The following is a 14,099-nucleotide window of genomic DNA, read 5'->3' on the forward strand; positions in this document are numbered from 1 at the left end:
TCCCGGTTTACACTTATACAAAACGTATTATTCAGGAGATTCGATCATGGCCAGCAGAGGCGTAAACAAGGTGATTCTCGTCGGTAATCTGGGGCAGGACCCGGAAGTACGCTACATGCCAAGTGGCGGCGCAGTCGCCAACTTCACGCTGGCAACTTCCGAATCCTGGCGTGACAAGCAGACCGGCGAAATGAAAGAGCAGACTGAATGGCACCGCGTTGTGCTGTTCGGCAAACTGGCGGAAGTCGCTGGTGAGTACCTGCGTAAAGGCTCTCAGGTGTACATTGAAGGCCAGCTGCGTACCCGCAAGTGGACCGATCAATCCGGTCAGGACAAATACACCACTGAAGTGGTGGTGAACGTTGGCGGCACCATGCAGATGCTGGGCGGCCGTCAGGGCGGCGGCGCACCGGCAGGCGGCGGCCAGCAGCAGGGCGGTTGGGGTCAGCCTCAGCAGCCGCAGGGCGGCAACCAGTTCAGCGGCGGCGCGCAGTCCCGTCCGCAGCAGCAGGCTCCGGCAGCGCCTTCCAACGAACCGCCGATGGACTTCGACGACGATATCCCGTTCTAAGGCTTGCCTTAGACGCAATATCCGCGTAGTTAAAACAGAAAGCCCCGGTTTCGACGGGGCTTTTTTTATGATTATTCCACCGCCGCCTCAGGAGTCGTTTTGACCACTGATCGCGGATCGCGAGCGCTTCAGGCTGCGGGCACCTGAGCGGTTGCGGGCGTCGCCACGCCTGGCTGCGGTGCGGCGGGCTGTGTCGCTGGCCTCTGCCGCGGCGCGGCCGTCGCTTTCTGTTTGCGGGCCATATCATCGACGATCAGCCGATAGGCGATGTAATACTTATAGATATTGCTGACGTAGGTCACCGTTTCCGCTCCGATTTTTTCTGCCGCCAGATTTTCGACATTACCGAACCAGACGTTTGGATCAAACCCGCGCTGTTTGGTCATGGTGCGCAGGCGGGCGATACGCGCTGGACCGGCGTTGTAGGAAGCAAAGGTAAATAGCGCTTTATCCAGCCGGGTCATGGGCTCATCAGCATAGTATCGATCTATCATCCAGCGCATATATTTCACGCCAGCATGAATGTTGGGATCCAGCTGTTTAATATCGCCCACCTTCAGCTCTCTTCCGGTGCTGGGCATCACCTGCATCACCCCGACGGCGCCGACGTGGCTTCGAACCGACTGGTTCAGCCGCGACTCCTGGTATCCCTGGGCCGCCATCAGCAGCCAGTCGACATCGTAGCGATCGCCATATTTACGGAAGACGTCCACCATGGCGAGGAACTTGCGCCGTTCCTGACTCGCTGCGGCATTTTTGACATATTTAGCGTTTTTCAGGTAACGCAGCAGGAGAGTATTGCCCAGCGTGGTGCCCTGACGATTCTTTTTCACGAAGTTGTTCAGCAGCGCCAGCAGCTGCGGACTGTCCTGGCGTACCGCCCACGCAATGTTGCCGCCGTCGCGCAGCACCACGTTGTCATGGACCTGGATTTTCGGAAACACCTGTTTCCAGAAAACAGCTTTATGCTGATCGACGACGATCAACGGTACCAGCCCGGCGTTGAGCATTTCCAGCAGATCTTCATCCTCCAGCGCTTCCGGCGCCGCTTCCAGGGTAACCGGCGGTCTTGACTCACTGGCAAATCGGGCGTTCAGCGCTTGCAGACTGTCGTAATAGCTGGAGGAGCGGCGAACAAAGACCGTTTGACCGGAAAGCTGCTCCAGGCTATCGACCTTTGGCGACGCCGGGCCGGAGATCAGCAACTCTTTGACGCCGCTGTAGAGCGGCTGAGCGAAAGCGGCCTGGGCTTCCCGCGACGAAGTGATGGTCAGGTTGGCGGCGACGATATCCCCTTTACCTTCGTTGAGCGCGGTGAAGAGATTATCCCGGCTGACCGGCACGAAAACGATATGCAGCTTCAGGTGGCGCTGTTTCAGCTTTTTATCTTTCGCCAGCTGTTTATTCAGATCGTTTTCCAGCGCCATGAAAATGTCGTGCGTCGCTCCGCGTTGGGTTCCCTTATCAATAAAAAAGAAGGTCTTGCTGTAGGTGGTTAATACCCGGATGGTGCGCCGATCAAGCATGCCAGGCAGATCGCCTTTCCACGGCTGCAGCATGTCGTCGATATGGATCGACAGCGTGTTGTCTTCGGTTGCCACCGGCGGCGCTTTTTCCGCCTCCGCCGCAAGCAGGATAGGGGCGAATAACAGCGTCGCGAGGCAGGTGAGCCAGGCGATAAACAGGCGTGATAGCAAGTTGGCGTTCATGGAGGAACACTCCGCAGGGGGATGTGTTTATTTTAGCAGAACGGCCGCCGTTAGCCGGGCACGCCAAGGGCGTAAAAAACATAACGATGCTGACAAATCATTTTCTCCCATTTTATCGCTTACTATTAATGTGCTTTTATCTTTACTTTAACTATGGAGATAATATGGCGGAAATGTGTTTTTTTAATGATAAATAGAAAGTAATGATAATATTTTTATTTTATGCTTCCTCATCTGTTTTGTATTAACCTTTTGATTATTAGTATTTATTTTATTTTTATCCGATATTGATTATTATCACCTTGATAATGAATCTCATTTTTATTACCGTAGCACAGCACATTACTCTTATTATTCGCTGTCTGGATTACGCTATCAAAGAATAGCGCGAAGCGCTTTTTCTCTAATGATGAAACAGGGCACTTAATTTTATTATGCCTCATGCTGTTTTCTTATTCCCATGACTATCGGGAAGGGGCTGACCTACGCCAAAATCTGGCGAGGCGCTGAGGCGAGTATTTTATCCCCTTGTTTTTTCAATTGGGGAATGCGTTATGCCCGACAGCAACAGAAAACAGGGCATATTCTATGAAATACACGTCTCACTTCCCGCTGGGGATCGTCATTCCTTTGCTCGCCTGTAGCGTGCAGCTGCAGGCGGCAGAGAATATTACTGAACAATCGACTCGTGACGAGAGCACCCCAACGGCCGAAAACCAGGAGGAAACGATGGTGGTGACCGCTGCCAGGCAGAACCTGCAGGCGCCGGGCGTGTCGACCATTACCGCAGAGGAGATTCGCAAACATCCCCCCGCCCGCGATGTGTCGGAGTTAATTCGCACGCAACCCGGGGTCAACCTGACCGGTAACTCCACTAGCGGTCAGCGCGGCAACAACCGGCAAATTGATATCCGTGGCATGGGGCCAGAGAATACGCTGGTGCTGGTCGATGGAAAACCGGTCACCAGCCGTAACTCGGTACGATATGGCTGGCGCGGCGATCGTGATTCCCGTGGCGATACCAACTGGGTGCCGGCAGAGATGATCGATCATATCGATGTGATCCGCGGCCCGGCGGCGGCGCGCTATGGTAATGGCGCGATGGGCGGGGTCGTCAACATCGTAACCAAACCGACCACGCCTGAATGGCATGGGGCGTGGAATACCTATGTGAATGCTCCGCAGCACCGTAAAGAAGGGTCGACGAAACGTACCAACTTTAGCCTCAATGGTCCGCTGTCAGACAGTGTTAGCTTCAATCTCTGGGGTAATCTGAGTAAAACCCAGGCCGATGCTCAGGACATTAACGCCGGGCATGAAGCTGAGCGTACCGGTTCCTACGCGGGCTCTTATCCAGCCGGACGTGAAGGGGTAGTGAACAAAGATATTCACAGTAAGCTGCGCTGGGAATTCGCCCCGATGCAGGCCCTGGAGTTTGAGGCCGGCTACAGCCGCCAGGGCAACCTCTATGCCGGCGACACACAAAACACCAATACCAGTACGCTGGTGAAGAGTATGTACGGGAAAGAGACTAACCGTCTCTACCGGCAAACTTACGGCGTAACATGGACCGGCGGCTGGGATAATGGCGTGACCAGCAACAGCTATGCCCAGTACGAACACACCCGCAACTCGCGAATGAATGAAGGGCTGGCGGGCGGTACGGAAGGGATCTTCTCCAGTAGCGAGTTTTCAGATATCGATCTGGCCGATGTTCTGCTACATAGCGAAGTGAATATTCCGTTTACGCTGGGGGTCGATCAGAATCTGACGCTGGGCACCGAATGGAACCAGCAGCGGATGAAAGACGGCGTGTCGACAGCCCAGGCGCTCTCTTACGGGGCGATCGACGGTGTATCGGCTACCGATCGTAGCCCGTACTCCAGCGCTGAGATTTTCTCGCTGTTTACCGAAGATAATATGGCGCTAACGGACAGTACCATGCTGACACCCGCTCTGCGCTTCGATCACCACAGCATCGTCGGTAATAACTGGAGCCCGTCGCTGAATCTGTCCCAGGAACTGACGGATGACTGGACGCTTAAGCTGGGCATTGCCCGCGCTTACAAGGCGCCTAACCTCTACCAGTTGAACCCGAACTATATTCTCTACAGCAATGGTCAAGGCTGTTACGCCAGTAGTTCCGCCTGCTATCTGATGGGAAATAGCGACCTGAAAGCGGAGACCAGCGTCAATAAAGAGATCGGTATTGAGTACAAGCATGATGGCTATCAGGCGGGAATTACCTGGTTCCGTAACGACTATCACAACAAGATTGAGTCAGGGTATGCGGCGGTGGGCACTGCCAGCAACGGTACCACCAATATCTATCAGTGGGAAAACGTACCAAAAGCGTTAGTGGAAGGCCTGGAAGGAACGCTGAATCTTCCAGTGGGGGAGACGATTAACTGGAGCAATAACCTGACATGGATGCTGCAGAGCAAGAATAAGACGACAGGCGACCGGCTGTCAGTGATCCCGCAGTTTACCCTGAACTCGACTTTGAGCTGGCAGGTTCGTGAAGATCTCTCTCTGCAGAGCACCTTTACCTGGTATGGCCGTCAGAAACCAAAACGCTTTAATTATAAGGGCGAGGCGGTCAGCGGCAGCGAACTAAACGAAGTCAGCCCATACAGCATTGTCGGCCTCAGCGCGACCTGGGATGTGAACAAAAATCTGAGCTTCACCAGTGGGATAGATAACCTGTTTGATATCCGCCACTATCGGGCAGGGAATGCGCAAACGACTGGAAACGCGACGACGGGGGCTTACCTTTATGGTGCGGGTGCTGAGACCTATAACGAGTCGGGGCGAACCTTCTTTATGAGCGTAAATACTCATTTCTAATGGTGCTGAGGAGAATGAAACCGGGTGCAGCGCAGCCCGGTTTTTTTATTTCAGATGAGAGCGGCGGAGACAATTATAAATGGTGACAAAATCTTCACGCCCTCTACATTATTAGCTCAAAATATCCTTTTATACTGATTTCCGTCGCGCAAGGTCGTTGATCCCGACCGGGCTCGATAATAGCATCCTGCTATTTCCCTTCTGCAATACCCCCTGTCCCCCTTCCATTCCCAACCGCAGCGATGCGGAGGAGGGGGACCTTCCTTATTTTTGTCGCGTGACCCGGTGACGATATTGGGTGGGTGTGAGCGCATGATATTTTTTGAAGGTACGATTAAACGCACTGAGATCGTCATAACCAACCATAATACAAATATCGACAATACGGTAACCAGGCGTCGTCAGCAATAAACGGCGACAGAGCGACATACGCTGTTGGCGGATATACTCCATCGGCGAACGATCAAAATAATAACGGAAGAGCCGAAATAAATGCCAGGGAGAATAACCAGAAATATCGCTCAGATCGTCGACGGTTAGTTTCTTATCCAGATTATTATCGATCCAAAGGATCAGGTCGTTTAGTACCGATTGCTGGAGCGTTTTGCTACGCATGATTGAGGCCAATCCCAAAAACGAATGGCTCCTCAATGAGGAGCCCCGGGTTTATTGAACGGTGAGCTCGCCGCGGCGAACCTGATAATTTTTTTGGTTATCAGGGCCAATATAGTCGCTGGCGGGTTTTGCCACCTGCAGATGACCAAACGCGGTTGATTGCTCTGCATGATAATTTTCGCCGTCATTCACGTCGCCGCGCCCGTTATAACGGGCAATCGCTGGGAAGGGATACACCGGACGCGTTGCGATAACGGCTGGAGTGGCGTCAGCGTAAGGCTGACTGATTTTCTGCACGCCGTGAAACTGCGTTTGCGCATCTGGTTTTTCTGTCATCGGCGGCAGCCTGGCGGCGGCTGACGCCCGTTTTCCGGCCATAAGCTCTTGCGGCGCGATGCCTTCCTCGGTCCAGCGCATCAGCGGGGTAAGGAGATCAATTTGATCGTAACCTTCGCCATTACCGCAATGTGCTACCCCAGGCAGCAGGAATAACCGCAGGAAGGTATCCGTTGCGGCATGGCCCATCTCTGCTTCTACGCCGCGGTAATAGGCGATAGAAAAGGCTGGGCTGACGGAGTCATCGGCCAGACCGTGCCACAGGATAAGCTTGCCGCCGCGCTGTTGATAGGCATGAAGATTGGTATTTGCCGCGTTATAGAGCGGTGCCAGTTGAGCGACGGCGTCAAAATTCTGCTGATTAAGTGGGAAATCCCGCATCGAATGGATCTTCTGTTTTCCTCCCGGCAGGAGCACGGATTGCAGAGCCGGTAGTACCATCATTTCCGACATTGAGTGGCCGGTCGGCATCTCCGGCACCGGCCAGCGTAGCTCGGAGCCCAGCGGAAGACCGCCAGCGACGAACTGGGCGCTGTGGCTGTCGTAAGCGCCGCGGTAGAGCTTTTTCACTACCTCAATCTCTTCCTGTGTCAGGCAGGCGGAACGGTCCTGAGCGTTGGCAGGACAGCGGGGGAGCCAAGTCTCAGAGAACTGACAGGCATACGGGTTTTGCAGGATGCCGTCCTGCACGCCGGAAAGCGTCGGGCAGTGAGCCAGTATGGCCTGGTGAATCAAAGGTAAGCGATCTTTCAACAAGACAGCGGTACCGTCGGGACGCTGATTGGCGGCCACATTCCAGCCGTGGAAGAAGGAATTCTGAAACTGGAAAAAGGCCGCAGGCGCGCCAGCGCTGATACCGTCAAAATCCTGCGGAAAGCGCTGTGCTTCCATCAATGCTTCGCGACCGCCGTCTGAGCAGCCCATAAAGTACGCGTATTTTGGCGGCTGGCGGTAAAGCATCTGAATCACTGCTTTGCTCAGCACTGCGGTCAGGTGGTTGGCGCGCCAGGCAAAATCGATGCGCTTTTGCGGATCCTCGGCCCATGAAGCATCCATCATACTGCCATGGTGCCCCATATCGGTTGCTGCCACCACGAACTCGCCGTTCATTGCCGGCAGGCAGCCGCTGGCATTCGACAGACTCAGGTTAATGCTCCCGCACAGTCCGCCGCAGCCGACCTGCAAGAAACGTTGACTCCAGCGCTGGGTCGGCAGGGCAATCTGCACGCCAATCTGGGGGGCGATAGTGGCGCTCACCTTGCACCAGCTTCCCTGCGCGGAGGTTTGCATTTCAGTGTGGTTGATAGTGACCTTTGCGCCAACGGCGGCGCTGAAGTCGGTAGCGCTCAGCGCATCGCATGTCAGCGCGGGGAGAACAATCGGCAGACTGGAGGCAGCCTGCGCTGGCGAAGCGAACGATAACCCAAAGAGGGTGCAGATAATGATGGGTAAGATCGTTTTAAGTAAGCGTGACATACGCAATTCCCTGTAATTGATGATGGGAGGCGGCAGGATGGTGAAGCCTATTCCTCACCTTCCCTGGCGAGGCGCCACTGCTTGGCTATTGTAGATAACGATAGACTTTCCTTGATGCCTTGATAAGGCGTCCCTACTGTATTCTGCTATTTTGAGGAAAATATGGAGATTTTCGCCATTGTCATCTGGCGGTAAATACATGAAAGAATGTTGTGATGTCGATTGCATAATTTATTCAATTTCTCTTCATTATATCTGCTGGCTTTAAGAATATGATTGTGCCTGTTCCTGGTGATTCCAGAGAACAACATTCCTAACGAGATCCTTCCCCCTTTCCATTAGCAAGAAAGGGGGCTTTTTCAATAAAAACCGTTCAGGCAAATCTAAATATAGCTCTGGTGTTGGCCATTAGAACCACGGAGTTCAGGAAAAGTTCCATCCTTAAATATATTTTTAAAGATGATTTAACATCCTTTTTTTCTCCATTTTGTCGCCATAATTGCATGTAATTCTGCGTCTCGCTCAGGTTAATTCTGTCGCATATCTTAGATACGCAATCTGAACAAATAAGCTCAACGCCAGCAGATAACTGCTATTGCTCATTATCTCGTAGACGACACATTCATGTTAAAAAAGACTCATATCATCAGCGGATTATTGATTACCCCTTTAACGTTGTACGCCGCAACATCATATCAAGTTGATGATATCCGTTTTGAAGGGCTGCAGCGCGTGACCGTCGGGGCGGCGCTATTAAGTATGCCGTTGCACGCGGGAGAAACGGTGACGCCAGAGGAAGTCAGCGAGGCGGTGCGCGCGCTGTATGCGAGCGGCAATTTCGAGAATGTGCAGATCCTGCGCGATGGGAAAACGCTGGTGGTGCAGGTTAAGGAGAGGCCCACTATTGCCAGCATCAGTTTTTCCGGGAATAAGTCGGTGAAGGATGATGCGTTAACGGAGAATCTCACCGCGACAGGTATTTTTGCAGGTAGCGCACTGGATAGAAATTCGCTCAGCGAAATAGAAAAGGGGTTGCAGGATTTCTATTACAGCGCGGGGAAATACAGTGCGCAGGTTCACGCTGTGGTGACCCCGTTACCGCGTAATCGCGTTGACTTAACGTTCGTCTTTCAGGAAGGCGTATCGGCGAAAATCGCACAAATAAACATTATCGGTAATCAGGCGTTTCGAGAAAAGACGCTCCTGGACCAGCTTCAGCTACGCGATAATGTGCCGTGGTGGAACGTGGTAGCGGATAAAAAATACCAGAAACAGAAGCTGGAAGCCGATCTGGAAACGCTGCGCAGTTTTTATCTCGATCGCGGCTATGCGCGCTTTGCTATCCAGTCCACGCAGGTCAGTATGACGCCAGATAAAAAATCCCTGTATATCACCATCACCCTCAATGAAGGCGAACGTTATCGGGTCGACCGAACTCAGGTGACAGGCGACCTGGCGCAGCATGGACCGGAGATCGAGGCCCTTGCCCAGCCGCTGGCGGGGGCATGGTATAGCGGGGCGCAAGTCACCACGATTGAAAATGAGATCAAAAAGCGTTTCGGCAAGTATGGTTATGCCTGGCCGCAAGTGACGACCACGCCGGAAATCGATGATGCGCATCACCGTATGACGCTGCATATTCAGGTCGACGCGGGTCGCCGCTACTCGGTACGCCAGATCCGCTTTTCCGGTAACGACACCTCCCGGGACGCGGTGCTGCGTCGTGAAATGCGTCAAATGGAAGGGGCGTGGCTCAACAACGAAAAAGTCGAGCAAGGGAAAGTACGTCTTGACCGAACGGGTTTTTTTGAGAACGTTGAACAGCAGATCGTTCCGGTTAGTGGGACGGCGGATCAGGTCGATGTGGTCTACAAGGTGAAGGAGCGCAACACCGGCTCATTTAACGTGGGCCTGGGATTTGGAACGGACAGCGGCGTGAGCTATCAGCTTGGCGTGACTCAGGATAACTGGCTGGGAACGGGCAACAGCGTTAGCTTCAACGGGACGCGCAACAGCTATCAGTCTTATCTTGAACTGGGGGCGACGAATCCGTGGTTTACCGTCGATGGCATTAGCCTGGGCGGAAAGATTTTTTATAACAGCTATGATGCTTCCGATGCGGACGCCGGGAGCTATAACCAGCAGAGCTACGGCTTAGGCAGTACGCTGGGGTTTCCAATTAGCGAAAATCACTCCCTTAACCTGGGACTGGATTATGTTCATAATCGGCTGACTAATATGGATCCGGAGCTGTCGACCTGGCGCTACCTCAGCTCTCGCGGAATCGAGCCCAGCGTGGTGACGAAAGATGGCGACAGCGGCGCGAAATATAGCGCCAACGATTATTTTGTGAGTATTGGATGGGGTTACAACGACCTCGACCGCGGCTTTTTCCCGCGAGCGGGAAACAAAAGCAGCCTTAGCGGAAAACTGACCCTCCCCGGCTCGGATAACAGTTATTACAAACTCTCCTTTGACACTGCCCAGTATCTGCCGCTGAACGAGAATAAGCGCTGGATCTGGTTGGAACGCCTGCGCGCAGGCTATGCCGGCGGGTTAGACGGCAAAAGTGTGCCGTTCTACGATAACTTTTACGCTGGCGGTTCGTCGACAGTGCGCGGCTTCTCATCTAACACCATCGGGCCTAAAGCGGCCTATTACCGTTGTAACGGCAGCGAAAGCAGCTATAGCGCCTGCCCGCTGGACTCCTCATCTGATGCGGTCGGCGGGAATGCCATGGCGGTGCTGAACAGCGAATTTATCATTCCAACCCCCTTTGTGAATGACAAATATGCCGATAGTCTGCGAACCTCGCTGTTTGTTGATGCGGGGACGGTCTGGAGCACCTCCTGGCAAAACACCGCGCAGACGCAGGCGGCAGGGATCCCTGACTACGGCGATCCGAGTCATATTCGTCTCTCCGCTGGGATTGCCGTGCAGTGGATGTCTCCTCTCGGTCCACTGGTCTTCTCATGGGCAGAGCCATTTAAAAAGTATGATGGCGATAAAGCAGAGCAGTTTCAGTTTAATATCGGCAAAACCTGGTAAGGCCCCAGCGGGGCTTATTAGACCGGCGTGGCAATATTCTGTAGACGGTACCCCGACATACGGATTGAGCTAAATAAGATCAATCGCCATGGCGATATTATCGCGAAGATATTCGCTATGGCGGTATACCAAAGACATTTACCCGAGCGCGGCCTGATGGCTGCGCGGGTCTGTTGTCGTACGCCGAGGCAACCGCGCAATAAATAGCTGGCTGCCGTCGTCCTCTCTGCCGGCGGAAGCTTTGGCGACGCTCAGCGCCACATCGTCTGATACGAATGGATGAAGGCTCATCCAAAGGGACTAATACATATTGTCAATTATTTTTATTTAATCTTATTTTTTATTGTATTTTCTTTTTTTAGGTTGATTTGTTTCTGTTTTTATAGGGTCTAATCATTAATCTCTCGACGAAAAGTAAACGTTACTAATAATGGAGTATGTTGTTAGGAATTGTCTTAAGTCACATAATTGTCAGGGATGCTTGCAGTTTATATTAATGAATGCTATCACTATATGCGGTAACAATTTGTAGCATTTATATAAGGAAGGAATATGAAATGGACTATTCTTAATACTCTGATCTGCCCGCAATCCGGCATCGCCTTTTCGGCGATATCCAGTCTGCGTTTCTTAAAATTTATTATGTGGTACGAGGCCGATGTGATCCTGCTGCCCGGCGAGACGATGAAGCTCTATTCCTCAAGAGTTTTAATTAATGACCAGTATCATTCATTAAAAATCTACAATATTGCGGTGTACGACGAGGCGCAGTGGGAAATATTACGCGAGCGGCCATCGTGCCCGTACCATGCCGGCGGCGAGCGGTCTGACTCCTGTTTTTACCAGTCCTTTTGCGCGATTAAGCGCTGCCCGAATAATATTCCCCGCAGCGAAACCTGGCGTTAGTCAGGCCACGCCGGGGGCGGTGTAGCGTCATTTCTCCAGCAGGGCGGCCAGTCGTGGCTGGACGCCTGCGCAGCCGGCCAGCACGCGGTTACCTCGCCGCAGCCCCTCATTGGCGAGAAACGCATTGCACGTTCCGCCCGCCTCCTCAATCAACAGCATGCCTGCCAGCGCGTCCCAGCTGTTCATATGCGCTTCATAATAGGCATGGAGCTGGCCGGCGGCGACATGCGCCAGCATCAGGGCGCCCGCGCCGAAGCGGCGATATTCCAGGCCGGCGTCGAGCAGGGTGGTGATGGCCCAGGCGTAGTCGCTGGCCGGGGCGCGGCTGGAGCGGCCCATACCCACTACCACCGCATCCGGATCCGGTTCGCGTAGCGTCAGGCGCTGGCCGTTGAGATACGCGCCTTCGCCGCGACCGGCGAAGAAAAACTCATCGCGATCGGGGGCGTAGATAATGCCAAGCGTCAGCTCACCCTGGCACACTCGCGCCAGCGAGATACACCAGTAATCCATACCGAGGATAAAGTTGGTGGTGCCATCGACAGGGTCGAGCACCCAGACGGTCTGTGCATCGCCGGCGAAACCGCTCTCCTCGCCGAGGAAACCCTCCTGGGGAAAATGGGCCTGCAGCCAGCCTTTAATCTCTTGTTCTACCGCGAGATCCGCCTGCGACACAAAATCCTGGCGCGATTTTTTATCGACCTGTAATCCCGCATCGCGTAGCGCCTGGGCGTGGGCGCCAGCCTGGCGAATTAAGGCGCATAATGACTCTCGTTGTGCTTCCGTCATAGTCCTGCTCTCAGATAACAAAGGGCGACGTGCGCCGGTGAATTAATGTCACCTCCACCCAGGTGGTGCGTGAAGGTTGTAAAGGGTCGGCGGTGCGCTCCAGCAGCCGGGCAAGCGCCTGGCGGGAAATCGCCGCCACATCCTGATGTAGGGTGGTGAGCTGATAGCTATATTGCGCGGTCGGCGGCGTGTTATCAAAACCAATCAGCTGAAAATCCTCAGGCGCCTGTTTGCCGCGCTGGCGCATCCCATCAAGAAAGCCACAGGCAAGCTGGGCATTCGCGCAAAAGATCCCCTCAGGCACCTCGTCAGCGAGCGCCGCGGCCTGCTCACCGCCGACGTAGCCCTCTTCCGGACAGGCGAGGTGCGCCAGGTCGCGTTCGATGTCCACTCCGCGCGCCTGTAGCGCCCGGCTGAATGCTTCACCGCGCATGCGCCCGGCCCAGGTGGAAGGGAGAGTATTGAGCCAGCCGAAGCGCCGACAGCCGCTGCGCAACAGCTGGTTAGCGGCCAGTTCGGCGCCGGCGGCGTTATCAGAGCAGACATAATCCACCCCGGGGATCGTCGGTTGACGGTTAATGCCCACTACCGGAATATGCTGGTGAACGCACTCGTTCACCAGCGCTTCCGGCGGCTGGCCGGAGGTAACGATAACCCCGGAGACGCGAAACTGCGTGAAACGGCGCAGGGTATGCGCCAGATCCTGCTCGCTATGGATCTCGCTCACCAGCGCCTGAAAGCCCTGGCGCTGGATCTCGTTGAGCAAGGCATCAAGCAGGGCGCTGCGAAAAGGATCGCTGATGCGCGAGACGATCACGCCGATTAAGTGGCTGCGCTGGCGGTTCAGCCCCTGGGCGAGGAAGTTAACCTGATACCCCAGCTCTTCGGCGGCGCGCAACACCCGCGCCCGGGCATCGGGAGAGATGCTGCCGTTGCTGCTCAACGCCCGGGACACCACCGCCCGGGAGACGCCCGCACGCCGTGCGACATCCTGGGCGGTGACGCTGGCTTTACGTGATGCGGCGCTCATAGGATGTGCGCCTCGTCGGTAAACGGGGGACGCGGCAACGTTAAGGCGAGCCCATCCCGGGAAACGAATAACCCCGGCCACGGCTGGCAGGCCTGCTTCAGCCCCGGCAGGGCAGCGTCCTCGCAGTGATAGAGCCCCAGCGCCGGGAGCTGCAGCGTTCTGAACAGCATCAGGCAAGAGGGGAAATCGCCATGAGAGGCGTCATCGTCCAGGGCCGCCACCGAGGCACACTCCTGAAACGCCAGCCCGGCGCCGGCCATCAGGGCCATCGAGTCGGCGGTCGGCCGGCCATCGCCGCTGTAAAACAGCGTCTGCCCGGCAATGGTGATACGGATGGCGCGATTACTCAGCTCATGCTGGGTGGGGGCAGTGCGGATCTGCCAGTCCTGCCACGTCCAGGCTTCGCGACATGCTTGCCAGTCGATGGTGAAACCGAGCTCCGCCTGCGGCCAGTTCGCCAGCGCGGCCAGCTGCATGAGCACCGGCTGCTGCGTCGGCTGGCAGTAGATAATCAGCGGCTTCTGGCGGGAGCCGCTTTTCCAGTAATTCAGCAGCGCCGTCAGACCGGTGCAGTGGTCCGGATGAACGTGGGTGAAGTAGATCGCGTCGATATCGTTGACCCCGCCGCCGCGCTGCCAGAGCGCGCGGGGAACGGTGGGTCCGCAGTCGATTAACCACTGTTTGTTGTCCGCGTCGATTACCCGCAGCGCGGAGGTATTTTGCGTGCAGGAAAAGGCGCTCCCGCAGCCAAGCACATCTATTTTCATTTACC

10 protein-coding genes are annotated in these 14,099 nt (G+C 54.8%); 4 read left to right on the forward strand and 6 right to left on the reverse strand.

The window, feature by feature from the left end:
- Positions 1–46: 46 nt before the first annotated feature.
- Positions 47–571 carry a single-stranded DNA-binding protein SSB1 gene (ssb1, locus tag ACOI6Z_RS20060; RefSeq protein WP_004151744.1) on the forward strand — a complete coding sequence of 175 codons (525 nt, stop codon included), beginning with the start codon at positions 47–49 and terminating at the stop codon, positions 569–571.
- A 128-nt stretch (positions 572–699) separates the two neighbouring features.
- Here ssb1 and ACOI6Z_RS20065 read toward each other — a convergent pair whose 3' ends face one another.
- Positions 700–2,280, reverse strand: a complete 1,581-nt coding sequence (locus tag ACOI6Z_RS20065) for a lytic transglycosylase F (protein ID WP_065813172.1) — start codon at positions 2,278–2,280, stop codon at positions 700–702.
- Positions 2,281–2,868: 588 nt separating this feature from the next.
- Here ACOI6Z_RS20065 and ACOI6Z_RS20070 point away from each other — a divergent pair.
- Positions 2,869–5,127, forward strand: coding sequence for a TonB-dependent siderophore receptor (locus ACOI6Z_RS20070; protein ID WP_065813074.1), 2,259 nt, complete (start codon positions 2,869–2,871; stop codon positions 5,125–5,127).
- Positions 5,128–5,391: 264 nt separating this feature from the next.
- Here the strand turns inward: ACOI6Z_RS20070 and ACOI6Z_RS20075 are convergent, their stop codons facing one another.
- Positions 5,392–5,760 carry a helix-turn-helix transcriptional regulator gene (locus ACOI6Z_RS20075; RefSeq protein ID WP_048296437.1) on the reverse strand — a complete coding sequence of 123 codons (369 nt, stop codon included), beginning with the start codon at positions 5,758–5,760 and terminating at the stop codon, positions 5,392–5,394.
- Between the two features lie 33 nt (positions 5,761–5,793).
- A complete protein-coding gene (locus tag ACOI6Z_RS20080) occupies positions 5,794–7,554 on the reverse strand; it encodes a tannase/feruloyl esterase family alpha/beta hydrolase (protein WP_049013106.1) in 1,761 nt (586 codons plus the stop codon).
- Positions 7,555–8,178: 624 nt separating this feature from the next.
- On the opposite strand from ACOI6Z_RS20080, the gene bamA reads away from it, so the two are divergent.
- Together bamA and iraM are read left to right on the forward strand one after the other, a co-directional pair.
- The gene (gene bamA, locus ACOI6Z_RS20085) at positions 8,179–10,602 is read left to right on the forward strand and encodes an outer membrane protein assembly factor BamA (RefSeq protein ID WP_065813072.1); all 2,424 of its coding nucleotides are present in this window, start codon (positions 8,179–8,181) and stop codon (positions 10,600–10,602) included.
- Between the two features lie 552 nt (positions 10,603–11,154).
- Complete coding sequence (gene iraM / locus ACOI6Z_RS20090; RefSeq protein ID WP_023291644.1) at positions 11,155–11,508, forward strand: anti-adapter protein IraM; 354 nt, start codon at positions 11,155–11,157, stop codon at positions 11,506–11,508.
- A gap of 27 nt (positions 11,509–11,535) precedes the next feature.
- Here the strand turns inward: iraM and ACOI6Z_RS20095 are convergent, their stop codons facing one another.
- Genes ACOI6Z_RS20095 through ACOI6Z_RS20105 form a run of 3 tightly spaced genes read right to left on the reverse strand, consistent with a single transcriptional unit; the run spans position 11,536 to position 14,094 of the window.
- Positions 11,536–12,297 carry an inositol monophosphatase family protein gene (locus ACOI6Z_RS20095; protein ID WP_044525136.1) on the reverse strand — a complete coding sequence of 254 codons (762 nt, stop codon included), beginning with the start codon at positions 12,295–12,297 and terminating at the stop codon, positions 11,536–11,538.
- 10 nt (positions 12,298–12,307) lie between these two features.
- Positions 12,308–13,327 carry a LacI family DNA-binding transcriptional regulator gene (locus tag ACOI6Z_RS20100; RefSeq protein WP_050533637.1) on the reverse strand — a complete coding sequence of 340 codons (1,020 nt, stop codon included), beginning with the start codon at positions 13,325–13,327 and terminating at the stop codon, positions 12,308–12,310.
- On the reverse strand, positions 13,324–14,094 hold the full coding sequence (locus tag ACOI6Z_RS20105; RefSeq protein WP_044525138.1) for an MBL fold metallo-hydrolase: 771 nt from the start codon (positions 14,092–14,094) through the stop codon (positions 13,324–13,326). The genes ACOI6Z_RS20100 and ACOI6Z_RS20105 overlap by 4 nt, the downstream gene beginning before the upstream one ends.
- Positions 14,095–14,099 lie beyond the last annotated feature (5 nt).

The organism is Klebsiella sp. C239 (assembly GCF_048822715.1).
Lineage (GTDB): Bacteria > Pseudomonadota > Gammaproteobacteria > Enterobacterales > Enterobacteriaceae > Klebsiella > Klebsiella quasipneumoniae.

Excerpts from the sequence above, each read along its gene's own strand:
- ssb1 (WP_004151744.1), top strand. The coding sequence starts at position 47 with ATGGCCAGCAGAGGCGTAAACAAGGTGATTCTCGTCGGTAATCTGGGG.
- ACOI6Z_RS20065 (WP_065813172.1), bottom strand. The coding sequence starts at position 2,280 with ATGAACGCCAACTTGCTATCACGCCTGTTTATCGCCTGGCTCACCTGC.
- ACOI6Z_RS20070 (WP_065813074.1), top strand. The coding sequence starts at position 2,869 with ATGAAATACACGTCTCACTTCCCGCTGGGGATCGTCATTCCTTTGCTC.
- ACOI6Z_RS20080 (WP_049013106.1), bottom strand. The coding sequence starts at position 7,554 with ATGTCACGCTTACTTAAAACGATCTTACCCATCATTATCTGCACCCTC.
- bamA (WP_065813072.1), top strand. The coding sequence starts at position 8,179 with ATGTTAAAAAAGACTCATATCATCAGCGGATTATTGATTACCCCTTTA.
- iraM (WP_023291644.1), top strand. The coding sequence starts at position 11,155 with ATGAAATGGACTATTCTTAATACTCTGATCTGCCCGCAATCCGGCATC.
- ACOI6Z_RS20095 (WP_044525136.1), bottom strand. The coding sequence starts at position 12,297 with ATGACGGAAGCACAACGAGAGTCATTATGCGCCTTAATTCGCCAGGCT.
- ACOI6Z_RS20100 (WP_050533637.1), bottom strand. The coding sequence starts at position 13,327 with ATGAGCGCCGCATCACGTAAAGCCAGCGTCACCGCCCAGGATGTCGCA.
- ACOI6Z_RS20105 (WP_044525138.1), bottom strand. The coding sequence starts at position 14,094 with ATGAAAATAGATGTGCTTGGCTGCGGGAGCGCCTTTTCCTGCACGCAA.